This is a genomic window from Streptomyces atroolivaceus (genome assembly GCF_000717025.1).
Taxonomy (GTDB): Bacteria; Actinomycetota; Actinomycetes; order Streptomycetales; family Streptomycetaceae; genus Streptomyces; species Streptomyces atroolivaceus.
Genome location: NZ_JNXG01000009.1, coordinates 73,662 through 96,656, shown reverse-complemented (window position 1 = coordinate 96,656; position 22,995 = coordinate 73,662). Strand labels below are relative to the sequence as shown.

Here is a 22,995-nt window from a genome sequence, read left to right as displayed (position 1 = left end):
CGTGGACACCAGGTGCCCTCCGCCCTTCACGGCGTCCGCCGTGTCCAGCAGAGCGGGACCGCGGTCGACCGGATCCGGTGTAAAGCGCGGCCCGGTCATCGGGCCGAGGCTCATGGAGCGCGGCCATCGGCCGACCGTCACCGGCTTCCGTAGTCCTCGACCAGTTCGCCGATCAGAGCGAGGAGCGCGTCAGCCCGGTTCCGGTCCTCACGCTGGTCGCGCAGGCTGCGGTCGAGCTGCCGCAGGTCGGACACGGCGGACGGATCACGGCGCCGTACCGCGTCCAGCCACGGTGTGGTGACGAGGTCCATACACGTGGTGAACAGGAGCCGGGTGGACGGGGCGGGGGGAGCCGGGTCGGGGGCGGCGAACCCGGTGGTCACGTAACGGACCGGGTCGGTCAGGCTCCAGCCGACGACGGTCCCGTCCTGAACGAGGAGTGCCACGTCCGGGGCGATCCCGATGCGTGCCTCCAGCGGCTCGTCCAGGACCTCGATGTCACGCAGACAGGTCAGTACGGCGTCCTCCGGGGCACGGCAGAGTTCGGTGGTCACCTCCAGGCGGAAGTCCCGGACCTCTTGGGCGCGCAGTCCGCCCGGACGGACGGCGGGAGTGGCGGGAACGCGGGCACAGTCCTCGGTGTCGGCGGCCTCGTGGGGCAGGCGGAACCCGGCACCGACCAGTTCCCGGCCGTCCGGGTCGAAACGGAGTTCGTCGGGGTCGTCCCACAGCCACTCCTGGCTGCCGAAGGTGTCTCCGAGGGACTGTTGCCATTCCGTCACGTCCGTGTACTCCGCGACGCGCACACACTGGTTCCGGAAGTCGAAGCGCGGGGAGATGCGCAGGGCGCTGTCCGTCACCGTCGCCCTCCAGTTGCCGTCCAGGGTAAGTCTCATGGTGAATGCCGCCTCATCGAACCTGCACCGCGGGAGCCATGTAGCCGCTCTTGACGTGGCCGGCCTCGCCGCCCTCCGCCACGACGCGGTCGCGGTCGCGGTCGGGTCGCGGTCGTCGTAGAGGTAGTCGTAGCGGCTGTTGTTCGAGTCGATCCAGGCGATGACGCGCCGGCGGTCGTCGTAGACGTAGGTGGTGGTGGCGCCGGAGGGCTTGGTGACGTTGGTGAGATTGCCGTCCTCGTAGCCGTAGGCCATCAGGGGCAGGTCGGCGCCGTTCTCGCCGGCGCCGGCCAGAGCCAGGGCGGTGACCAGGCCGTCGGCAAGCGGTCGGCTTCATCCGGTGACCCGCCGAGTGGACCAGGGCCAGCGGCATGCCGTCTTCGCCGCGGTCGATGTGGATCGTGTGGCCGCTGCGTTCGGTCACTTCCGACAGCCAGGCGGTTCCGTCGCCTCCCGGTCCGCTGCCGGGCGGCGCGGTGAAGTGGAAAGCGCCGCCTCGTCGGTGAATCCGCACACCCAGCGCACCCCACCCGACCACGCCGACCACAGTCCGCCGCCGTCGACCGGAACCAGGAGGACGGACCGTCTCAACTCGCCGACCAGGTCCCGCGGATCGCCATCCCCCGCCCTCTGCTCGCCTATCCGTTCGGCGAGCGCCGTCCTTGCCTGCTCCTCGGCCCCTCCCTCGTACTCGACGCGACTCAGCACCGTACGTCAAGACGTGTTTGATGGAACAGCAGTTCTTGTGAGGGTGAGCACAGCGCGGTCGGCAAGGCCTGTCCATTGCCTCACCCGAGCCGGCCAGGCCTTGTTCAGGTGGCGGGTGAGTCTTGGGCGGAGAGCTCTTCGGCCAGTTCCATGCAGCGCAGGCGGGCCGGGGAGAAGTCGTAGGGCATCGTGCGGGCGGCTTCGATCACGCTCATGGAGTCGGCCTCCCGCCTGCCAGGGCTGAGGTCGGCCCCGCCCTCGCCGTCATCGGCGGCAGCAGGGTGCAAGGTGTCCCAGGCGTCGAAGAGGGCATCGTCGTCCTCACCCAGGCCGGACTCCTCGATGACGGCCTGCAGGGCGCTTTCGAAGGCGTGCCGCTCGACGGCCACCTGAGCCACCCGCGGATCATCGACGGCGACACCGTCGTCGAGTGCCTCCTCGGCGTCATCGACGCGGTCGGAGTCCTCCCGCAGAGCGGGATGCGTGGCCAGGACGACGAAGCGGGTGGCCTGGACCGCCGCGCCGAGCGGGCCGAAGATCCGCTCAGTGATCAGCAGAGTGTCCAGGTCCGCCTGACGCAGGGAGCCCTCGGGCAGGCTCTTGAGACGGTCGGTGACGAAGTCGGAGAGCAGGCCCATCCGGCTGCCCTCGGTGCGCATCCGCCGCACAGCGGTCCGCTGCCGCCGCAGTTCCGCCTCCTGCTCGGCGAGGGTTTCCTCCAACCGCTCCAGGATGCCCGCGATACCGTCTCCGCTGTGCGCACCGGCGGAAGCCGTGCCGGTGGTCAAGGCGTCACGGATGTCGTCCAGGGCGATCCCGGCATCGGCCATCTTGCGAATCCACAGCAGTCGGATCATGTCCTCGTATCCGTAGCGGCGGCGGCCGTCGCCGCCGCGTTCAGGCTCGGGGAGCAGGCCGATCTCGTGGTAATGGCGAATCGCCCGTGGCGTGGTGCCGGCGAAGGCCGCCGCGTCACCGATCTTGACCTGGCGGGGTGGCATGAAGGACGAATGCATGAGCAGGGACCTTCCTCAAGGCATCGGGACGTGAGTACACCGGACCACATGCCGCTACGGAAGGTGCAACCCCATGCACACCGCCTCGCACCCGCAGCGGGCGGTTTCCCGGCCGGCCGGCACCAGGCCGGGGCGCCCCCGATCGCGTTCAGGACCGGATCGGACTGCGGACCGTCACCGCGCTGCCCGGCGGTGATCACCAGCGGGTCAGCGAGAACGACAGCGCGGGCAGCCTGCGCGGCCTCAGTCTCGCCTGACCGGCTCGGCTCATCCGCCCGAGGCCCGCACATCCGGTACGTGCGTGCGGACGGCGCCGGGCCGCGCTCGCCGTCCAGCCGGGCCACGAGGGTCGCGGCGTAACGGGTTCCGGCCAACCAGGCAGCCGGGACGGCCTCGTCGTTCCTGCCGAGGTCAGCTCGGTCGTGGCCAGGTCGCTCACCCCAGTCGGCTCAGCGCAGCCGACACCAGTGTCCGGACACCGGGCAGGAGCACCGAAAGGTCGGGCGCGAACAGGGGGCTGTGGTTTCCCGGTACGTTGCCGATCTTCTCGGCCAGGTCCGCTCCGGGGGCCGCGTCCCACACCGCGGGCGGGGTCGACGTCACGTACCAGAAGTCGTAGGGCACGCCCTCGGGCGCGAGGAGGGAGAAGTCCTCGCTGCCCATCGCGGGCCCGAAGTCGAGCACCGTGGGCGGTCCGAACAGTTCGCGGTGCACGGCGGCGATCTCGCCGTCGAGGACGGTGTCGTTGACGGTGTTCGGGTAGCCGGGCCGGACCGTGACCTCCGGCGGGGTCGGGCAGCCGGCGGTCCGGCACTCGCCCTCCACGATGCGGTGGACGGCTCTGAGGACGCGGTCGCGCACGGTCGCGTCCTGGGTGCGCAGGTTCAGGGCGAGCCGGGCCTCGGCCGGGATGATGTTGTGCTTCGTGCCGGCATGGAACTGTCCCACCGTCAGGACCACCGAGTGCGCCGCCGCGACCTCGCGGGAGACGACGGTCTGCAGGCGCGTGACGATGTAGGCGGCCGTCACCACCGGGTCGGTCGTCGACTCGGGACGGGAGCCGTGACCGCCGACGCCGTGCACGACGACGTCGATGTCGTCGGATGCCGACATGGTGAGGCCCGGCGTGTGCGGGTAGAAACCGGCGAGGCCGGGCGCGACGTGCTGGCCGAGCACCACGTCGGGGAGGGGGAAGCGGGTGTGCAGCCCGTCGGCGACCATGGCCGCCGCCCCGCCGCCGGACTCCTCGGCCGGCTGCCCGACGACGACGAGCGTGCCCGACCATCTGGCGCGGGCCGCGGCCAGCGCGTCGGCGGCTCCGGCGAGCCACGTGACGTGGAGATCGTGACCGCAGGCATGCATCACGCCGTCGACGGTGGAGGCGTACTCCAGACCGGTGGCCTCCTGGACCGGCAGTGCGTCCATGTCGCCGCGCAGCCACACGCTAGGACCGTCGCCGTTGATGAGAACACCGACCACCCCGGTACCGCTGACGCCCTCCGTCACGTCGTAGCCGGCGGCCCGCAGCCGCGCGGCGAGCTTCGCGGCGGTGCGGTGCTCCTGGAAGGCGAGCTCCGGGTGGCGGTGGAGGTCCTGGTAGAAGTCCTCCAGGGCGGCGGCCCGCAAGCCGGCGGTGATCTCCTGCGTGAGGCGGGCGACGGCGGTCGGTGTGTTCATGCCGATTCCTCCTTCTCTTCGAATGCCGGCACGCTCGCCAGGAGACGGCGCGTATAGGGGTGCTGTGGGGCGTGGTAGACGTCCCGCACCGGGCCCTGCTCCACCAGTTCGCCCTGACACAGGACAGCGACCTCGTCGCTGACATGGCGGACGACGGCCAGGTCATGGGAAATGAAGATCATCGTCAGGGACAGGGATCGCCGTAGTTCCTCGAGGAGGTTGAGCACCTCGGCCTGTACGGAAGCATCCAGCGCCGAGGTGATCTCGTCGGCGATCAGCACTTCGGGTTCCACGGCGAGAGCACGGGCCACGGCGATGCGCTGGCGCTGGCCGCCGGAGAACTCGTGTGGGTACCTTCCGGCCGCGGAGCCGTCCAGCGCAACGGTCTCCAGCCATCGCTCGACCGTCGCCGCGTGTTTCCTGGCGTCGGCGCGCACGGGGTCGACGGCCTCGGCGATGGCCTCACCGATCGTCATGCGCGGGTTGAGCGAGGCGTACGGGTCCTGGGAGACGAGCTGCACCCGACGGCGCACCGCGGCGAGCTCCCTCCGACTCAGGCGGGTGAGATCCTCCCCGTCGAGGAGGATCCGGCCCGCCCGGGCCGGGTGGATGCCGACGATCGCCTTGGCGATCGTCGACTTTCCGGAGCCGGACTCGCCGACCAGGCCGAGGGTCTGCCCCACCCGGACCCCGGTGGACACGCCGTGCAGCACCGTTCTCGCGCGCCGGCCGTGGCCGAAGGTGAGGGTCAGCTCCTCGACGGCCAGCTTGTGCGGGGATGAGGTCATCCGGCCTGTACCTCCTGTCGTACGGCATGGCAGGCCACGTCGTCGATCAGACGCGGTCGTTCGGTCGCGCAGACCACGTCGATCGCCACCGGGCACCTGTCGGTGAAGCCACAGCCCCGTGGCCGGCCGGCGGGCGCCGGCGGGCGGCCCGGGATCGTGGCGAGCGGTGCGCGTTCCCCGCTGCCGCTGTCCCGCAGTCGCGGGCTCGCGGCCAGCAGCGCCCGCGTGTACGGGTGCCGGGCGCGGCCCGCCCGCAGGTCGGCCGCGGACAGTTCCTCGACGACACGTCCCGCGTACATCACCACGGCCCGGTGGCACACCGTGCCGACGACACCGATGTCGTGGGAGATGAGGAGCACGCTCGTGCCACGCCGGTGGTTGATGTCCTTCAGGACGTCGAGGACTTCGGCCTGGACGGTCACGTCGAGGGCGGTGGTCGGTTCGTCGGCGACGATCAGCCGCGGACCCGGCAGCAGCGCGGCGGCGATCATCGCGCGCTGCCGCATGCCGCCGGACAGCTCGTGCGGATACTGCTTCATGACCCGGGCGGGTTCCGTGATCCGTACCTGCTCCAGGGCCTCGACCGCCCGCCGGTCCGCATCGGCGCCGCGCACACCTTGGTGCACGCGGAGTGTCTCGGTGAGCTGACCGCTCATCCGCAGCGCGGGGTTGAAGGAGGACGACGGGTCCTGGAAGACGATGCCGATCTCGGTCGCCAGACGCTTGGGATCGGCTTCAGGGCCGGCCAGATCGAGGTCGTCCAGGGTCAGTTCCGCCGCGTGGGCGGACAGCCCCTCCGGCAGGAGCCGGGCCACGCTCATGGCCGTCAGTGACTTGCCGGAGCCGGACTCCCCCACCAGGCCGACGACTTCGCCGGGCATGACGTGGAAGGAGACGTCGTCGACGAGACGGGTGCCGTCCGGCAGGACGACGGCCAGGCCGTCCACCGTCACCAGGGCGTCGGCGGGAGCCCGGTGCGAGGGCGTGGCCACGGCGGTGGGACGTACCGCTGCGGCCTTCGCCCTCCCACCGCGGGGATCGAGCGCTGCGGCGAGGCCGTCGCCGACGAAGCCCGCGAGGACGCCGGTGACGGTGATGGCCACCGCCGGGCCGATCGCCTCGGCGGGGTTGGTGTAGAGGGACTGCAGGCCGGAGTTGAGCAGCGCGCCCCAGTCGTAATCCGGTGCCTGCACGCCGACCCCCAGGAAGGAGAGGCCGGACAGGGCGACGAGCACGTTCGCGAAGGCCACCGACAGCAGTACCAGCAGTGGCCCGGAGATGTTCGGCAGGAGGTGCCGGACGAGCACGCGGTACGGCGGTACGCCCATCAGGCGCGCCTGCGTCACGAAGTCGCGCTGCGCCACGGAGGCCGCCATGTTCGCCGTGAGGCGGGCGAAGGCGGGGGCGCCGCCCAGGCCGATCGCGAGGACGGAGGCGACGGGCCCGGTCCCGAGGACCGTGGCGATCACCAGCGCCAGGATGAGCGCCGGGTAGGAGATCATCACGTCGATCAGGCGCAGGCCCAGCTCGCGGACACGCCGTCCCGACACCCAGACGCCGGTGCCGAGCAGGATGCCGGCGACCGCGGCGATCGCGGTCGCGGCGAGGGTCATCTCCAGGGTCAGGCGGGTGGCGACCAGCGTCCGCGCCAGTACGTCGCGGCCGAGCACGTCGGTGCCGAGCCAGTGTCCGGCGCTCACGTGCGCGCGGGCGGCACCACTCAGCGCGGTCGCCTCCTCCTCCAGCAGAAAGGGTGCGACGATGCCGAGGACGACGATCAGTCCGAGGCCGGCGAGGGATACGACCAGGGGTGCGTTCCACCGGATGCGGCGCATCAGCGGCCTCCCTTTCCAGCCAGGGTGCGCGGGTCGAGCAGCGCGAGGACGAGGTCGACGAGCAGGTTGAGCAGGGCGGCGAGCAGCCCCAGGATCAGGACGCAGCCCTGGATGACGGGGTAGTCGCGGACGAGGAGCGCCTCCACGACGCGTTGCCCGATGCCGGGCCAGGCGAAGACGGACTCGACGACGACCGTGCCGCCGAGCAGCCCGGCGAGGATCAGCCCGCCGAGGGTGAGCGTGGCGGTCAGCAGGTTGGGCAGGGCGTGCCGGGCGTACAGGCGCAGGGGCGGCAGGCGGCGGCCCCGCGCGGTCCGCATGTAGTCCTGGGCAAGGACGTGGGTGGCCTCGCTGCGCACGATGCGGGCCATGACGCAGGTGGCCGGCAGCACCAGGGCGGCGACGGGGAGCACCATCGACACGAGGGTCTCGGCGCCCGCCGCCGGGAACCAGCCCAGCTCGACGGCGAAGCCGAGGACGAGGAGGGTGCCGATGATGTACTCGGGTGTGGCGCCGACCGTCCCGGTGACGAAGGTGAACGAAGCGTCGGTGCGGCGGCTGCCGCGTGCTGCGGCGGCCAGTCCGATCGGCACGGCGAGCCCCAGCACCACGAGGACGGCGAGAAGCGCGATCTCGGCGGTGAACGGCAGGCGGCCGCCGATGATCTCCGCGACGGGCTCCTGCGTCTGGAAGGAGGTGCCCATGTCGCCGCGGAGCAGACCGCTCGTGTACGTGCCGAACCGTACGAGCAGCGGCTGGTCCAGGCCGAGGTCGTGGCGGACGAGCTCCACGTCGGCGGGGGTCGCTTCGGCGCCGGCGACCACGCGCGCCGGGTCGCCCGGGATGAGCTGCACCATCAGGAACGTGCCGGCGACGAGCGTGACCGCGACGGCGGTGAGTCCGACGAGACGCCGGACGAGAAAGGCGCCCCAGGGGCCGAGCCGCGCGGAGCGCCCGGTCCCCGCGGCCGTCCCGACGGCCGGTGCCGCCGCCATCAGCCGGTGACCCGGAGCGTGGAGACGGAGAGGGACCCGCCCGGCATCGCGAAGGCGACGCCCCTGCGGGCGACGTAGTGCACGTCGACCGTGGCCAGCGGGATCACGTCGTTGGCCTTGAGCAGCGCCTCCTGGGCCTTCTGCCAGGCGGCGCACTTGGCGTTGCGGTCCGTGGTGGAGGTGGCGGCGGCATAGTTCTCTGCGTAAGCCGCGTTCTTCACCGCGCCGTAGTTGAGGCCGCCCTTGGCTGGTTCGGGGCCCAGGAAGTAGGTGCCGCCGCGCGCGAGGGTGCCGCTGATCAGCGGGAAGACGGTGGCGTCCCAGTCGCCCTGGTTGGCGGTGACGTCGGTGGCCCAGGCGGCGTTGTCGGCGTTGGTGAGCTTCACCTCGGCACCGGCGGCGCGCAGGGCCTCGGCGACGTAGGAGTTGCCTGCGCCGCCGGCGACCGCGTTGGACCCCTCCAGCTTGATGCTGACGCCCTTCAGGACCTGCTTCGCCGCAGCCGTGTCCGTCCTGGTCAGCAGGGAGCCGTCGGTGGAGACGCACGCCGCCTTCTCGTCCACGTACGAGGTGAGGGGCTGCCCGGTGCCGCCGAAGACGTTGTTGAACGCCTTGACGCTGACCGCCTGCGCGATCGCCTTGCGGACCTTCGGGTCGGCGCCCGGGCGCCCGGGGCGCTGGTTGAAGGCGATGTAGTTGCGGATGAACGGCGCGGATTCGACCGTGAAGGTGTCGTTGCCCGTGAACCGTGTGGCGTCCGTGCCGGTGAGGGGGGCCAGGTCGAGGGCGCCGGTCTGCAGCTGGTTGGCGAGGGTCGACTCGTTCTTGGAGATCTGGACGCGCAGGCGGTCGGCCGGCTCCCCCGCGGGCATCGAGGCGAACCGCGGATACGCCTTGAATCCCTTGCGCAGCCGCAGTTCGTACGAGGCGCCACGCCGTGCCGTCACCATTTCGTACGGTCCGGTGGCCGCGCCCTCGACGGCGCCCTGGGCGAGCGCGGCGGCGCCCGCCTCGAGGCCGGCCTTGCAGACGATCCCGGCGGCGGTGCCGGACAGGCCGGCGAGGACCTCGCCCCACGGGGTGGCGGTGGTGATGGTGACGGTGCCGGCCGCCTCGTCGCCGGTGATCGTGGTCTTCTCCCCTGTGTTCGCTGCGCCGAAGGTCAGCAGGGCGCCGGCCGAGTGCGCCCGGTAGCGTTTCAGCGAGGCGACGACCTGCGAGGGGGTGAGCGCCGACCCGTCGGAGCAGGTCAGGCCCTTCTTCAGAGTCAGCGAGGTCTTCGTCGGCGTGGACGTCCAGGTGTCGGCGAGGCCGGCGACGAACGTACCGCCGTCGTCCTGGCCGATCAGCGGCTGGTACAGCAACGACGTGAGGGCGTAGTCCGTCGAGCCCGCGCCCTTCGCCGGGTCGAACGAGGTGACGTCGGAGGTGAATCCGACCTTGACGGTGGCCCGGCCCTTGTCGCCGCTCGATGAAGGACCTCCGGTCGGGCCGGTGGTGCAGGCGGAGGCCAGGAGGGAGGTGGCGGCGACCGTGATGGCGCCGGAGAGGAACCGCGAACGGGGCATGGAGGACTCTCCAGGACTGAGAACCGAGAAGGGGCCGAGGGCTGGGAGGGGCGAAGGACTGGCACGGGACGGGGACTTGGACGGGCCGTGGGCTGGGCCAGGCCGAGGTCCGGGAGCGCGGGCAGTGCTGCGGTCTGTTGCGGCATACAGAACAGGCCACTTCCCTCCCGGCCCCGCAATTGCAAGAATCCGCATCGGAAAGGTGATCGCATGCATGAATCCGCAGGGCCCGTCCGCCCCAGGGCCGCCACCACCCCGTCCCGGGGAACACTCGATGAACTCGATCTCGCCCTCGTCAACGCCCTTCAGATGGCGCCCCGCGCCCCCTGGGCGCAGCTGGCCCGTCCGCTCGGCGTGGACGCGGCAACGCTCTCCCGCCGCTGGTCCCGGCTGCGGGACTCCGGTGAGGCATGGGTCACCTGCTACGCGTCTCCCTCCCAAGTCACCTACGGCGCCCTCGCCCTGATCGAGGTGTCGTGCGTGCCGCAGGCCCGGGAAGCCCTGGCCGACCGGCTCGCCCGGCACCCGCAGGCGATGAGCGTGGAACTGGTGGCGGGATCCTGCGACCTGCTCCTGACGGTGGCCACGGCGACCATGCCGTCGATGAGCGGGTACGTACTCGCCCTCGGCCGTATCGAGGCGGTGACCGCCACGCGCACCCACCTGGTGCAGCACGTGCACCGGGACGGCAGCGAGTGGCGCATGGACTCCCTCTCCCGCGACCAGAGGCGCGACCTGGCGGAGACCGAGGACAGTGGCGTCCACACCGCCGTCGCGGCCACGCTCACGCCCGAGGACCGCGTCCTGCTGCGCGTCCTCGCCGAGGACGGCCGCCGCTCCGTCACCTCGATCGCCGCCGAACTGGGCCGTCCGGAGTCAACGGTGCGACGGTCGCTGCACTCTCTGCTCCAGGGCGGCAGAGCGGTGCTGCGCTGCGACGCCGCCCACCTGTACGCGGGCTGGCGCAGCTCGGCGACGCTCTGGATGTCCGTACCGCCCGCCCAGCTCATGGCGGCGGGCGACGAATTGAGCCGCCTTCGGAACACGCGTATGGCGGCGTCGGTGTCCGCCGAGGCGAACCTGCTGAGCGTGGTGTGGCTGCATGCCCTGGACGACCTCGGCCGCTACGAGGTCCAGGCCGCCGCGCGGATCACCTCCGTGCGCGTACGCAACAGAGCCGTGAACCTGCGCTGGATCAAGCGCATGGGCCGCCTGCTCGGTGACGACGGCCGCAGCACCGGCTGCGTCCCGGTCGACCCGTGGCACCCGATCGTCTGAACCACCCCCGTCCGAACCGCCCCCTCCCTCCGGGTCCCGTCCGAGTCGCTCCTCCCCGAGCCCGCAGCTGCGCTTTCCGGCACACCGCCCCCGGTCCTGGCGGATCCATGCAATTCGCAGGCCGGATGGGGCCGGTCCCTGAGGCTGACACCACCGCCGGACGACAGCCGACCGACCGGCATACCGACCGAACGGCCTCAGCCTCCGCACGGGAAGGACGCCACGCCCATGCCCAGCCGCACCCCCGCCTGCGATGACCTCGTGCATCTCAGCGCCACCGACGCCCTCCAGCTCTTCGCCCGCCGTGCGCTGTCGCCCGTCGAACTCATGCGGGCCGTCGTCGAGCGTGCGGAGAAGGTCGAACCACGCATCAACGCCTTCACCGAGCGGCTCTTCGACGAGGCCCTGGAACAGGCCCGGCACGCCGAGGCCCGCTACCTCGGCAAGGACGGCCTGGTCCCCCGTCCGCTGGAGGGCATCCCGGTCGCGGCCAAGGAGAAGCACGCCATCCTGGGCCGCACCCTGACCGAAGGCTCCCTCGCCCACAAGGGCCGCATCGCCACGGAGAACGCCCCCGTGATCGACCGCATCCTCGGCGCGGGCGGCATCATCCACGCCCGCACGGCGACCCCGGAGTTCTCCCTCAGCACCTACACGCACTCCCGTATGTGGGGCATCACCCGCAATCCCTGGAACCCCGACTTCACCCCCGGTGGCTCATCCGGCGGGGCGGGGGCCTCCCTCGCCGCCGGTACGACCCTGCTCGCCTCGGCCTCCGACATCGGGGGCTCCACCCGCATCCCGGCCGCCTTCACCGGAACCGTCGGCTTCAAGGCCCCTTACGGACGCAACCCCGGCCTCGGCGTGCTCACCGCGGACCACTACCGCGGCGACGGTCCCATGGCCCGCACCGTGGACGACGTCATCGCCTTCCAGAACGTCCTGGCCGGCCCCGACCCCCGCGACCACGCCTCGATCCGCCCCAAGCTGACCGTGCCCACTGCGTACGAGGACGTGACCGGCGCACGCGTCGCCCTGTGCGTCCGACTCGGCGAGTACGACGTCCATCCGGAAATCGAGGCGCACACCCGGGCCGCCGCCCAGGCCCTCGCCGACGCCGGCGCACACGTGGAGGAGATCACACTCCCCTGGACGCGACTCGATCTGCTGACCGCGGTCGCCGGCCATTTCTCGACCCTCTTCGGCGCCCTCGTCGTCGAGGCCGCCGAAACCCACCGCGACCTGCTCAGCCCGTACACGGTGGCCTTCGCCGACACCATGACCCGCGCCCGTACCCAGGTGAGTTACCTCGACTCCCTGCGCGCCGAACACCGGTTGCAACGAGCGCTCGCCACCGCCATGGACGGATTCGACGCTCTGATCTGCCCCACCACCGCCGTTCCCGGCTGGCACGCGGGCGACGACCTCGCGGGCGACAAGGTCGTGGTGCACGGCGAGGAAGTGGCCGACACCCTGTGGAGCGCCATGACCATGCCTTTCAACGTCAACAACCGCTGCCCCGTGCTCAACATCCCTTCTGGCATGTCGAGTTGGGGAGTCCCCACCGGCCTCCAGATCGTCGGCCACCCCTACGACGACCCCGCCGTCTTCCGCATCGGCAAGACGCTGGAGACCCTCCGCCCCTGGTCGTACGCCCAGATCGAGGACAGCCTGCCGTAGCCCGGCGAGCAGTGCCGACACCCCCGGCCACGCAGGAACGCGCGGTCGGCACCCACCCACCACCGACCAGCCCGCCGTCGAAAGGCAGCTCCTGTGAACGCCCCTGAACCCGATCTGCTCTGGCCGGCGTACGACCATCCGGGCGCCCTGACGACGATCGAGTCCATCGCGCTCGAGGACCGCGGCCTGCCCGGTTCCACGTACGACGTCCTGGCACGCGCCGCCGTGTCGTGGCCCGACCGGCCGGCTCTCACCCTGCTGCCCAGCGCGGAGCAGTGGACGCGCGGCGAGACCGTGTCCTTCGGGCAACTGCGCGATCAAGTACACCGCATCGCCAACCTCTTCCACCGGCACGGCGTCCGCCGCACCACCGCGGTGGGCCTGCTGACCCCCAACGCCGGCCTGCTGCCCGCCACCCTCCTGGCCGCCCAGCTCGCGGGCTGTGCGGCACCGGTCAACCCGGCCCTCGCCGCCGACCACGCCGAACGGCTGCTACGTCTGGGCCGGGCAGAGGTCCTGGTCGCGGCCGGACCCGAACTCGACGCCGACGCATGGCGGACGGCCCGCACCGCGGCGGCGTCACTCCGCTGCTCAGCGCTGTTCGCCCTGCGTCCGGTCGGCGCACCCGAGCCCGCGCCCGAACTGGAACCGATCGAGGGGGTCCACGTCGCCTATCTGCACGTCGAGGCCGCCGCCGAGCCGGCAGAGCTCCACCCTGGTGTGGTGCCCCCGAAGGCCGGCGACCTGGCCGCGTACTTCCACACCGGCGGCACCACCGGCGCCCCCAAGCTGGCCGCGCACACCCACGCCAACGAGGTGACCGACGCCTGGATGATCGCCGCCAACAGCACGTTGGACTCCGATTCCGTACTCTTCGCCGGGCTGCCGTTGTTCCACGTCAACGCCTTGGTCGTCACCCTGCTGGCACCGTTGTTCCGCGGTCAGCACACCGTGTGGACCGGCCCCCTGGGCTACCGCGAACCGGCGCTGTTCGCAGTCTTCTGGAGGATCGTCGCGCATTTCCGGATCGCCACCATGTCCGCGGTCCCGACCGTCTACGCCGGCCTCGCCCGGATCCCGCTCGACGCGGACATCACCTCGCTGCGCTTCGCGATAGTCGGCGCGTCCCCCTTGCCGCCGGCGGTCCGTGCGGCGTTCGAGCACCACACCGGCGTCCCACTCTGCCAGGGGTACGGCCTCACCGAAGCCACCTGCGGCAGCGCTCGGAGCTTCCTGCACGAGCACCGGCGCCCGGAGGCCGCGGGCCAGCGCATGCCCTACCAGCAGGTGAAGACGGTACGGATCGGCAGCGACGGCACCTGGCACGACCTCCCGCAGGGGGAACCCGGCATCCTCGCCATCAGCGGCCCCACCGTCTTCCCCGGCTACGTCGTCGGGCACGACGGCACCGGACCGCGCATGGACACCCTCGGCAGTGTGCGCGACGGCTGGCTCAACACAGGCGACCTCGCACGCGTGGATTCCGACGGATTCATCCACCTGCTCGGCCGCGCGAAGGACCTGATCATCCGCGGCGGCCACAACATAGACCCCGCCGTCATCGAGGACGCCCTCCTCACCCACCCGGCCGTCACCGGCGCAAGCGCCGTCGGACGCCCCGACCCTCACTCCGGCGAGGTCCCCGTCGCCTACGTCACCCTCAGGCCCGGCACGACCGGCACGGGACCCGACGAGTTGATCGCCTTCGCCGCGCAGCACGTACCCGAGCGAGCCGCGGCCCCCAAGGACGTCATCGTGCTCCCGGCGCTGCCTGTGACCGACATCGGCAAACCTTCCAAGGTCCCTCTGCGCCTCGACTCCACGCGGCGCGCGATCTCCACAGCCCTGGCCGGCCTCGGCCTGCCGTCACCACAGCCCCGGCGGCGGTCCCCCTTGCCGGCGGCCGGCCGCCGGCAAGGTGGACCGCCAAGGCGAAACCCCTTCCTCCTCCACCCCGGAGGGCACGCCGTCGCTGCGGCGGTACGCTCGTCAGCCCCTGGCGCACGCGAGCAAATCGCTGTAGCCGCGCGGGCGTGACCTCCACCAGTTCCCACCAGTTCAGTGATCGCCCACTGGAAGCGCCACCACTCCGCCGTGTGCCAGGCGATCGCTTCCCCTCCCACCACGTCCTCGTTGTGAGACGGGATGGCCCCGGGTTCACGGACCCTTGCCGCCGTCGGCGGTCGCCATGTTGTAGACGTCCAGGGCCTCGCCGCTGTTGCGACTGGCCAGCACTCACGAGGCGTCGGGGTCCACGGTCGCGGCTTCGGCGGGCCGGGCGCCGAGGAAGGTGGCCACGAGCAACAAGAGTGCAAGGACCGCGAGCAGGCGTCCTGGCCACGGCCGGGGAGGAGTGGCGGTACCACATGAGCTGCGCCTCCTAGGGGCTGGGTCGAGGTGACCCTGATGAACAGCGGAGCAGACGTGCCGTGGGTCCGAGACGGTTTCGAAAGTTTCGAGGATTCCCGGATGCTGTGACGCCACAAGCTAGGGATGCGGGGTTCTCCGGTCAAGGCTTGCCACCGATCTGTCCACAAACAGCACCTCCCCTTCGGGCCTGTCACGCGATCACGCCGACCGGACCTCCCCCGAGTGCGCGAACACAGTTCACCAGCCCAAGGCGCGTGCGCGGAGGAGAAAGGCCGAGCGAGCAGCGTCCGCGCACCCGCCCCGACCGCGACCCCACGGCGTCCGCCGGTGACGGCGCCGGGGCTGCATTCCGAACAGCCAGGGTGTCGGAAAGTTTCGAATGACCAATCGAAACTTCTTCTGCGGGGAGTATTGACGGCCCCTCACTGATGCCTCAATCATCCCTGTCTGAAGAACTGGCGCCGTGGTCCGAGATACCGAACGGCCGCCTCGGCATTCTGTGCTGCACGGCAGATCCGCGCACCGCATCAGTCCTTCCGCGATTTCACCTTGGAGGCACAGTCATGGGCTCCTACGCCCTTCCCAGACCCGTTGTCCGCCGGAAAACTCGCAGCCTGCTGTTGGCGCTGGTCGTCGGCGTCCTCGGTGCGTCCGCCGCGCTGGTCGCGCCACCGGGAGCACACGCCGCCGAGAGCACGCTTGGCGCCGCGGCGGCGCAGAGCGGCCGCTATTTCGGCACCGCCATCGCCTCGGGCAGACTGAGCGACTCGACGTACACGTCGATCGCGAACCGTGAGTTCAACATGGTGACGGCCGAGAACGAGATGAAGATCGACGCCACCGAACCGCAGCGGGGCCAGTTCAACTTCAGCTCCGCCGACCGCGTCTACAACTGGGCGGTGCAGAACGGCAAGGAGGTGCGTGGCCACACCCTGGCCTGGCACTCCCAGCAGCCCGGCTGGATGCAGAGCCTCAGCGGAAACGATCTGCGCCAGGCGATGATCGGCCACATCAACGGCGTGATGGCCCACTACAAGGGCAAGATCGTCCAGTGGGACGTCGTGAACGAGGCCTTCGCCGACGGAAGTTCGGGCGCCCGACGCGACTCCAACCTGCAGCGCAGCGGCAACGACTGGATCGAGCTCGCCTTCCGCACCGCGCGCGCCGCCGACCCGTCCGCCAAGCTCTGCTACAACGACTACAACGTCGAGGACTGGACCTGGGCCAAGACCCAGGCCATGTACTCCATGGTCCGGGACTTCAAGCAGCGCGGCGTGCCGATCGACTGCGTCGGCTTCCAGGCACACTTCAACAGCGGCAGCCCCTACAACAGCAACTTCCGCACCACGCTGCAGAACTTTGCCGCCCTCGGCGTCGACGTGGCCGTCACCGAGCTGGACATCCAGGGCGCCTCGCCCACTACCTACGCCAACGTGACCAACGACTGCCTGGCCGTCGAGCGCTGCCTCGGCGTCACCGTCTGGGGTGTGCGCGACAGCGACTCCTGGCGAGCGGAGCACACGCCGCTGCTGTTCAACAACGACGGCAGCAAGAAGGCCGCCTACTCCGCCGTCCTCAACGCACTCAATGCCGGCGACACAACTGAGCCCCCGGCCGGTTCCGGACAGATCAAGGGCGTCGGTTCGAACCGCTGTCTGGATGTGCCCAACGGCAGCACCAACGACGGCACCCAGCTCCAGCTGTGGGACTGCGGCAGCAGCGCCAACCAGCAGTGGGTGGCCACCGGCTCGGGTGAACTCCGGGTCTACGGCGACAAGTGCCTGGACGCCGCCGGCACGGGCAACGGCAGCAAGGTCCAGATCTACAGCTGCTGGGGCGGCGACAACCAGAAGTGGCGCGTCAACTCCGACGGATCCATCGTCGGCGTCCAGTCCGGTCTCTGCCTCGACGCCGTCGGGACCGGCACCGCGAACGGCACCCGGATCCAGCTCTACTCCTGCTCGAACGGCAGCAACCAGCGCTGGACCCTCACCTGACGGAACCTGCCACAGCCGAAGGGGCGAACCGATGACGGCCTGCGGTGCGGTCTCTCCCGCCCTCCAGGAAGACATCGTCGACGGTCCCGGGCCACCGCAGTGAACCCGGGGTCCGCCGAGGCGGCGACGGCAGGTAGGACGCTCGGCCTACGCCCCCGAGAGGCATCCCCGTCGGTGGCGCGGCTGGTCAGCGCCTCCCACCCGCGTGGTCAGGGCCCAGCCGAGGGGATGGCACGGGCAGCAAGTCCTGCCGGTTCGCGGGCGGCGCACACGAGTTCACCGCCCGCCACGTCCGGCGGGGACGCCGAAAACGCCTTCGCCCCTGTCCAAGCAGGACAAGGGCGAAGGCACCTCGACTTCACGTCCTGCCTGGCTCATCAGCACGCGGCCGGTGCTCGCGAGGCCCGGCCGCGAGTCCCGGGAAAGGGACGACGCCGCGGCGGGCTCTCGCGGTCCAGGGCCTTCGATGCGCTGGCGCCGACCCCGCTCGGCTCCGGCAGCCGTTGACGCGGTAGCCCGCCTCGAGCAGCACGGCGCTCTGCCGCTCCCAGGAGTGGCCGTCGAGCGGGAAGCCGTGGATCAGGACGATCGGCTGCCCGGTTCCGTGATCCTCGTAGTAGAGATCGATGGTCGTGGAGTTTTCCTGACCTACGGTGATGTACGGCAAGGTTTCGTTCCTTCACTGGAAGTGACTGCCCCACGCGACCGCAGCCCCCTCGGCCAGGGCGAGCCGAAAGGCAAGGGCACAAGCCGGGGCCCGGCCTCGAAGGCGAGCCCCGGCTGATGTGCCGATGTCCTGCGCGGGGCCGGGTTCCGGCTTCCCGGGGCACGGCCGTCCCGTCCCCCGGCCGGTCCGGAGGGCGTCAGCGGCCCGACGCCTGCTCCGCGACCGCCGTCTCCTGCCTTCCGGGAACCACCGGACCCCCGGCGGTATCGAAGGCGTGGGTCACCACCGGGGCTGTTCCCTCCACGAGCAAGCGGCGGGCGCGCTCCTCGTGACGCCGGTCGGTCGCTGTGAGCCTGCCGTGGTGCTGGGCGAGGTGCTCCGACCAAGAGGCGATCAGGTAGTGCTCGACGAACCTCTCCGCATCGTTGCCGTCCTGATAGAGCCCCCAGGTGAGGGCTCCCGTCCGCCGGCGTGAACGGGCCACCTGATCCATGCACTCCGTGAAGGCGGCCCTGTCCCCGGCGGCGACCCGGTACTCGGCGGAGACCAGCACGGGGCCGTCCGCCGGGCCGGGCACGAACACCAGGGGCGGAACGGGCCAGTGATCGGACGGGCTGGGGTCGATGCCCTCCATGCCGTGCAGCGGCCACCGGCGCACGCTCACCGCGCCGGCGAGCAGCAGCCCACTGCCTGCCAGGAGGGCGAACGTGAGCCCAGGGCCGTCGGCCAGCGCACCCCACACCGGGGCCGCCAGTGCCTGGCCGCCCTGGAAGAGCAGGAGGTAGACGGCCAGCCCTCGGGCCCTCACCCAGCCCGGCAACCGGGTCTGGAGGGCGGCGTTGAGAGTCGACAGCACACCGATCCAGGCCAGGCCCGCCGGCAGGAGGACGACCACCGCGAGCCAGGGGACCCGCACCGTGGCCAGGACCACCAGCACGCCGGCGTAGACGACCGCGCCCGCGGCGAGCACGCCGTTGGCGCCGAGGGAACGGCGCGCGGCCGGGAGCAGGAAGGCTCCGCCCACCGCGCCGACGCCGACTGCCCCGAGCAACACCCCGTACCCTTGCGGGCCCAGGCCCAGTGAGCGGCTCGCGACCAGAGGCAGCAGCGACCACAACGCGGCCCCACCGGGGATGAACAGCAGCGTCCGCAGCAGGACCCGGCGGACGCCGGGCGCGTGCCACACGTAGCGGCGGCCGGCCTGCAGAGCCGTCAGGAGCCGCTCGCGCTGAACCGGGGGCGACGGCGTCGGAGGCCGCCGCCAGAACATGAGAACCGCCGCGATGCCCAGGTAGGACACCGCGTTGAAGGCGAAGACCCAGCCCGCGCCCGCTGCCGCGACCACGGCCCCGCCGATGGCCGGGCCGACGGCCCGCGCCAGGTTCATGTTCATGGCTCCGAGAGCAGCCGCCTCACCCAAGTGCCGGCGCTCCACGAGTTCCGGCTGGATCGCCTGCCAGGCGGGGCCCATCAGAGCGGTGCCGCACCCCAGCAGGAAGGTGAGGCCGAGCAGCAGTTGCGGAGTGAGCGCGTCCGAGAAGGCCAGCACGGCGAGCACGGTGGAGACGGCGAGCATGGCGCCTTGCGCGGTCAGGAGCACTCCACGACGGTCGTAGCGGTCCGCCAGGACTCCCGAGGGCAGGGCCAGCAGCACCACGGGCAGACTCGAGGCCGTCTGCACGAGCGTCACCAGTGCGGCACTCTCTCCGACCAGCAGCCACTGCGCTCCCACCGTCTGCATCCAGCTGCCGATGTTGGAGACCAGTTGCGCGATCCACAACGCGCGGAAGACGCGCCCGGCGAGGGGGGCCCAGGCGGAGTCCGTTGCTGGTAGACGGTCTCGGGGTGACGGTTTCGTGCTCATACCGATCCATGCCGGGTTGGGGGAGACGGCGCCATGCGTCCGGCAGTGCCCCGGCGCCGTTCGGGTGTGACCGGACGCCACGGTAGGCGCGCTCGGACGTCGTCGGTTGACCGAGAACGCACCGTCTGTGACCTGTGGACGCAGTGGGCTTCGGGTGCGGGCGAAGCCGCGCGTCAGCCTCTCGCCCGCCCTGCGGACGAGAGGCCGGCACCGGCTTCACGGCTGCGGTCCGATCCGGACCGCAGCCGTGGCCCCGCAGGACTCACAGGGGGCAGCACCTCGTCGAGGCCCTCGTACGCGGCGGAGGCGTAGACGATCCGGCCGCCGACGACCGTCAGCAGGGACTGATGTGCGCGATGTCCGGCTCGGGGACTGAGAAGTAGTCCTCCGAGAGGACCGCGAGGTCGCCGAGGCAGCCAGGCCGCAGTACCACTGCGGATCACTTCGCATGCACTGTCAGGTCAGAGGCTGTGCGCTGACGGTCAATTCCCGCCCCTGAATGCTTCTAGCGTGTGTGCGGCGGCCCGCGCGGAGCTCTGCTCCGAGCCGGAGGCCGCCTCCCTTCGCCGGAGGAACCCGGCGCAGCATCAGAAGAAACCAGGAGACCCCCATGTCCCGTGCCGTCGAGCCGGTTCCCCCGGTCCTGGAGCCGGCGGCAGCCGCCTTCGCCGAAGCGACCGCCAACCCGCCGTACCTCTTCGACCTCGCGCCCGCCGACGGGCGCAAGGCCGTCGACGAGGTGCAGTCCGGTGACATCGCCGGGTTGGAGATCGACGAGGAATGGATCACCGTCCCCGGTGGTCCCACCGGCAGTGTCCGGGCCCGCATCGTGAAGCCCGCCGGTGCCGAGGGAACGCTGCCGGTCATCCTCTACATACACGGCGCAGGCTGGGTGTTCGGCAACGCCCACACGCACGACCGCCTGGTACGCGAACTGGCCGTGGGCGCCGGCGCCGCCGTGGTCTTCCCGGAGTACGACCTGTCCCCCGAGGCGCGCTATCCGGTGGCCATCGAGCAGAACTACGCGGTCGCCCGCTGGGTCGTCCAGCTGGGCGCGTCGAAGAACCTGGACGCCTCCCGGCTGGCCGTGGCCGGCGACTCGGTCGGCGGCAACATGGCAGCCGCGCTGACCTTGATGGCCAAGGAGCGTGGGGACGTACCGCTGGTGCAGCAGGTGCTGTTCTACCCGGTGACCGACGCGAACTTCGACACCGGCTCCTACCACCAGTTCGCCACGGGCTACTTCCTGCGCCGCGACGGGATGCAGTGGTTCTGGAACCAGTACACGACCGACGAGGCCGAGCGCGCCCAGATCACCGCGTCCCCGCTGCGGGCCACCACGGAGCAGCTCACCGGCCTGCCGGCGGCTCTGGTCGTCACCGGTGAGGCCGACGTACTCCGCGATGAGGGAGAGGCCTACGCCAACAAGCTGCGCGAGGCCGGGGTTCCGGTCACCGCCGTCCGCTTCCAGGGTGTCATCCATGACTTCGTCATGCTCAACGCGCTGCGGGGGACCCAAGCGGCCGAGGCCGCCATCCTGCTGGCCGTCGCCACCCTGCGCACCGCGCTGCACGGTCACTGACCGGACCCGGCGCACCCGCCGGCCCCTTCCCTCGCGGTCCCTCGCCTCACCTGGAGGTGAGCGCCACCCCCGGGCCTCCCGTCGCCGGAGCACGCCGGCCGCCGTGGAGGGACGGTGCTCCGGCGGGCACTGCCCGGCGGTGCAGGGTGTGCGCCGGCGGGCACCGTCCGGTGCACTGGCGGGCAATACGCCCTCCGCACGGCTGCATGGCGTCACCGGGGTACACACCCCCCGGCACAGCAGGAGAACAACCATGACCACACATTCCGCGCCCAGGACCGGCAGCCAGCCGTGGCTGCACCAGAAGGGGGCGGTGATCCAGGAGTTCGGCACCGTCAAGCAGTTCCCGATCGGGCTGTCCAACGAGGCCCGGATGTACTCCTGCCAGCGCCTGAACAAGGTCCTCGCGGACACGCAGATCCTCTACGGCCTCTACAAGAAGCACCACTGGCTGATGCGCGGTGCCACGTTCTACCAACTGCACCTGGTTCTGGACAAGCACGCGAAGGAACAGCTCGAACTCGTCGACACACTCGCCGAACGCGTCCAGTCCCTCGGCGGTGTCGCGGTCGGTGACACCCGGCACGTCGCCGAGATCACGTCGATCCCGCGGCCGCCGGACGGCGTGGAGGAGGTGCCGGCGATGCTGTCCCGGCTGCTCTCCGCTCACGAGGCGATCCTCGTCGACAGCCACGACGCCGCCACCCGCACCGGGGAGCTGGGTGACGACGGCACCAACGACGTGCTGGTCTCGCAGGTCATCAGGACCGGTGAACTTCAGGCGTGGTTCCTCGCCGAACACCTGGTGGACACCCCGCTGGTCCGTTCCTGAAGCCGCAGGGCCTGTCCTCGCCGTCCCGCCCCGGGACGGCGAGGACAGGCCCCGCGCTTGCTCCGGGGCGCCCCCGCCGAGCACGGTGCGGGCACCCGCCCGGAAGCGTCGAGCACGGCACGGGAGCAGGACACTGTGGAGCCTCTTTCCGTGCACGCACAGGCATTCCGCCCCTGACGTGCGCTCCTACCGTTCGAGGAACGCTCGAGGACGACTCGAGCACCTGAGGGATGGAGGAGCCTTGCGATTCGGGATCCTCAGCGTCAGCGATGTCACACCGGATCCGGCCACGGGCCGGACACCGACCGAGCGCGAGCGCATCAAGGCCACGGTCGAGATCGCGCTGAAGGCCGAGGGAGCGGTCTGGACGTCTTCGCGACGGGAGAGCACCACGACCCGCCGTTCGTGCCGTCGTCGCCGACCACCCTGCTCGGCTACATCGCCGCGAGGACCGAGAGGCTCATCCTCTCCACGGCCACCACGCTGATCACCACCAACGACCCGGTGAAGATCGCCGAGGACTACGCGATGCTCCAGCACCTGGCTGACGGTCGTGTGGACCTCATCATGGGCCGCGGCAACACGGGACCGGTCTACCCGTGGTTCGGCAAGGACATCAGGGACGGCATCGACCTGGCCCTGGAGAACTACGGCTTGTTGCGCCGGCTGTGGCGGGAGGCCGTCGTCGACTGGGAGGGCACGTTCCGTACGCCCTTGCAGGCGTTCACGTCCACACCCCGCCCCCTGGACGGCGTGCCGCCGTTCGTCTGGCACGGCTCCATCCGTTCCCCCGAGATCGCCGAGCAGGCCGCCTTCTACGGCGACGGCTTCTTCCACAACAACATCTTCTGGCCGCCCGACCACACGAAGCGGATGGTCGAGCTGTACCGCGAGCGGTACGCGCACCACGGTCACGGCACCCCTGAGCAGGCCGTCGTCGGCCTCGGCGGCCAGTCTTCATGCGGAAGAAGTCCCAGGACGCAGTACGCGAGTTCCGGCCGTACTTCGACAACGCTCCCGTCTACGGACACGGCCCCTCGCTCGAGGACTTCACCGAGCAGACCCCGCTGACCGTCGGTTCCCCGCAGCAGGTCATCGAGCGGACACTGTCCTTCCGCGAGTACGCCGGCGACTACCAGCGGCAGTTGTTCCTGATGGTCCACGCCGGGCTGCCGCTCAAGACGGTCCTCGAACAGCTCGACATCCTCGGTGAGGAGGTCGTCCCGGTGCTGCGCGCGGCAT

Annotated in this window: 14 protein-coding genes and 4 pseudogenes; 8 read left to right on the top strand and 10 right to left on the bottom strand. The window is 71.0% G+C overall.

Annotation, left to right across the window (positions count from 1 at the left end; translation table 11 throughout):
• Positions 1-137 precede the first annotated feature (137 nt).
• The 7 genes from OO67_RS19030 to OO67_RS18995 all read right to left on the bottom strand — a co-directional run bounded on the left by OO67_RS19030 (position 138) and on the right by OO67_RS18995 (position 9,483).
• Positions 138-1,151 carry an RHS repeat domain-containing protein gene (locus tag OO67_RS19030; RefSeq protein ID WP_341864645.1) on the bottom strand — a complete coding sequence of 338 codons (1,014 nt, stop codon included), beginning with the start codon at positions 1,149-1,151 and terminating at the stop codon, positions 138-140.
• Positions 1,152-1,708: 557 nt separating this feature from the next.
• Positions 1,709-2,620, bottom strand: coding sequence for a MerR family transcriptional regulator (locus tag OO67_RS19020; protein ID WP_033301923.1), 912 nt, complete (start codon positions 2,618-2,620; stop codon positions 1,709-1,711).
• Between the two features lie 435 nt (positions 2,621-3,055).
• Positions 3,056-4,297: an amidohydrolase gene (locus OO67_RS19015; protein ID WP_033301921.1), complete on the bottom strand. Its 1,242-nt coding sequence runs from the start codon at positions 4,295-4,297 to the stop codon at positions 3,056-3,058.
• The gene (locus OO67_RS19010) at positions 4,294-5,085 is read right to left on the bottom strand and encodes an ATP-binding cassette domain-containing protein (protein WP_033301920.1); all 792 of its coding nucleotides are present in this window, start codon (positions 5,083-5,085) and stop codon (positions 4,294-4,296) included. Before OO67_RS19010 ends, OO67_RS19015 begins: the two co-directional genes overlap by 4 nt.
• Positions 5,082-6,920: a dipeptide/oligopeptide/nickel ABC transporter permease/ATP-binding protein gene (locus OO67_RS19005; protein WP_033301917.1), complete on the bottom strand. Its 1,839-nt coding sequence runs from the start codon at positions 6,918-6,920 to the stop codon at positions 5,082-5,084. Before OO67_RS19005 ends, OO67_RS19010 begins: the two co-directional genes overlap by 4 nt.
• Entirely contained in the window at positions 6,920-7,915 is a 996-nt protein-coding gene (locus tag OO67_RS19000) for an ABC transporter permease (protein ID WP_033301916.1), read from the bottom strand. The genes OO67_RS19005 and OO67_RS19000 overlap by 1 nt, the downstream gene beginning before the upstream one ends.
• Positions 7,915-9,483, bottom strand: coding sequence for an ABC transporter substrate-binding protein (locus OO67_RS18995; protein ID WP_033301915.1), 1,569 nt, complete (start codon positions 9,481-9,483; stop codon positions 7,915-7,917). The genes OO67_RS19000 and OO67_RS18995 overlap by 1 nt, the downstream gene beginning before the upstream one ends.
• 210 nt (positions 9,484-9,693) lie before the next feature.
• Between OO67_RS18995 and OO67_RS18990 the strand changes: the two genes are divergently transcribed.
• From OO67_RS18990 to OO67_RS18980, 3 genes are all read left to right on the top strand, one after another.
• Positions 9,694-10,761 (top strand): Lrp/AsnC family transcriptional regulator, encoded by a 1,068-nt coding sequence (locus OO67_RS18990; protein ID WP_033301913.1) that lies wholly within the window; start codon positions 9,694-9,696, stop codon positions 10,759-10,761.
• A 228-nt stretch (positions 10,762-10,989) separates the two neighbouring features.
• Positions 10,990-12,441, top strand: a complete 1,452-nt coding sequence (locus OO67_RS18985; RefSeq protein ID WP_033301911.1) for an amidase — start codon at positions 10,990-10,992, stop codon at positions 12,439-12,441.
• A gap of 93 nt (positions 12,442-12,534) precedes the next feature.
• Positions 12,535-14,478, top strand: coding sequence for an acyl-CoA synthetase (locus OO67_RS18980; RefSeq protein ID WP_051709546.1), 1,944 nt, complete (start codon positions 12,535-12,537; stop codon positions 14,476-14,478).
• A 129-nt stretch (positions 14,479-14,607) separates the two neighbouring features.
• Here the strand turns inward: OO67_RS18980 and OO67_RS39920 are convergent.
• A pseudogene (locus OO67_RS39920) lies at positions 14,608-14,809 on the bottom strand (non-reducing end alpha-L-arabinofuranosidase family hydrolase); the annotation flags it as partial.
• A 565-nt stretch (positions 14,810-15,374) separates the two neighbouring features.
• On the opposite strand from OO67_RS39920, the gene OO67_RS18975 reads away from it, so the two are divergent.
• Together OO67_RS18975 and OO67_RS40860 are read left to right on the top strand one after the other, a co-directional pair.
• Entirely contained in the window at positions 15,375-16,808 is a 1,434-nt protein-coding gene (locus OO67_RS18975) for an endo-1,4-beta-xylanase (RefSeq protein ID WP_033301910.1), read from the top strand.
• A 351-nt stretch (positions 16,809-17,159) separates the two neighbouring features.
• Positions 17,160-17,258 (top strand): annotated as a pseudogene (locus OO67_RS40860) (IS5/IS1182 family transposase); the annotation flags it as partial.
• Between the two features lie 55 nt (positions 17,259-17,313).
• Here the strand turns inward: OO67_RS40860 and OO67_RS36830 are convergent.
• Together OO67_RS36830 and OO67_RS18965 are read right to left on the bottom strand one after the other, a co-directional pair.
• Positions 17,314-17,475, bottom strand: a pseudogene (locus OO67_RS36830) (alpha/beta fold hydrolase); the annotation flags it as partial.
• A 196-nt stretch (positions 17,476-17,671) separates the two neighbouring features.
• Positions 17,672-19,339 carry an MFS transporter gene (locus tag OO67_RS18965; protein ID WP_033301907.1) on the bottom strand — a complete coding sequence of 556 codons (1,668 nt, stop codon included), beginning with the start codon at positions 19,337-19,339 and terminating at the stop codon, positions 17,672-17,674.
• A gap of 610 nt (positions 19,340-19,949) precedes the next feature.
• On the opposite strand from OO67_RS18965, the gene OO67_RS18960 reads away from it, so the two are divergent.
• The 3 genes and pseudogenes from OO67_RS18960 to OO67_RS18950 form a co-directional block, all read left to right on the top strand.
• Complete coding sequence (locus tag OO67_RS18960) at positions 19,950-20,921, top strand: alpha/beta hydrolase (protein WP_033301906.1); 972 nt, start codon at positions 19,950-19,952, stop codon at positions 20,919-20,921.
• Positions 20,922-21,174: 253 nt separating this feature from the next.
• Positions 21,175-21,753: a Dps family protein gene (locus OO67_RS18955; protein ID WP_033301903.1), complete on the top strand. Its 579-nt coding sequence runs from the start codon at positions 21,175-21,177 to the stop codon at positions 21,751-21,753.
• 241 nt (positions 21,754-21,994) lie between these two features.
• Positions 21,995-22,988 (top strand): annotated as a pseudogene (locus tag OO67_RS18950) (LLM class flavin-dependent oxidoreductase); the annotation flags it as partial.
• Between the last annotated feature and the right edge of the window lie 7 nt (positions 22,989-22,995).

What these genes read in the sequence shown, in the direction of transcription:
- OO67_RS18975 (WP_033301910.1), top strand. Translation starts at nt 15,375, where the DNA reads ATGGGCTCCTACGCCCTTCCCAGACCCGTTGTCCGCCGGAAAACTCGC.
- OO67_RS19015 (WP_033301921.1), bottom strand. Translation starts at nt 4,297, where the DNA reads ATGAACACACCGACCGCCGTCGCCCGCCTCACGCAGGAGATCACCGCC.
- OO67_RS19005 (WP_033301917.1), bottom strand. Translation starts at nt 6,920, where the DNA reads ATGCGCCGCATCCGGTGGAACGCACCCCTGGTCGTATCCCTCGCCGGC.
- OO67_RS18990 (WP_033301913.1), top strand. Translation starts at nt 9,694, where the DNA reads ATGCATGAATCCGCAGGGCCCGTCCGCCCCAGGGCCGCCACCACCCCG.
- OO67_RS19000 (WP_033301916.1), bottom strand. Translation starts at nt 7,915, where the DNA reads ATGGCGGCGGCACCGGCCGTCGGGACGGCCGCGGGGACCGGGCGCTCC.
- OO67_RS19020 (WP_033301923.1), bottom strand. Translation starts at nt 2,620, where the DNA reads ATGCATTCGTCCTTCATGCCACCCCGCCAGGTCAAGATCGGTGACGCG.
- OO67_RS19010 (WP_033301920.1), bottom strand. Translation starts at nt 5,085, where the DNA reads ATGACCTCATCCCCGCACAAGCTGGCCGTCGAGGAGCTGACCCTCACC.
- OO67_RS18960 (WP_033301906.1), top strand. Translation starts at nt 19,950, where the DNA reads ATGTCCCGTGCCGTCGAGCCGGTTCCCCCGGTCCTGGAGCCGGCGGCA.
- OO67_RS19030 (WP_341864645.1), bottom strand. Translation starts at nt 1,151, where the DNA reads ATGGCCTACGGCTACGAGGACGGCAATCTCACCAACGTCACCAAGCCC.
- OO67_RS18985 (WP_033301911.1), top strand. Translation starts at nt 10,990, where the DNA reads ATGCCCAGCCGCACCCCCGCCTGCGATGACCTCGTGCATCTCAGCGCC.
- OO67_RS18995 (WP_033301915.1), bottom strand. Translation starts at nt 9,483, where the DNA reads ATGCCCCGTTCGCGGTTCCTCTCCGGCGCCATCACGGTCGCCGCCACC.
- OO67_RS18955 (WP_033301903.1), top strand. Translation starts at nt 21,175, where the DNA reads ATGACCACACATTCCGCGCCCAGGACCGGCAGCCAGCCGTGGCTGCAC.
- OO67_RS18965 (WP_033301907.1), bottom strand. Translation starts at nt 19,339, where the DNA reads ATGAGCACGAAACCGTCACCCCGAGACCGTCTACCAGCAACGGACTCC.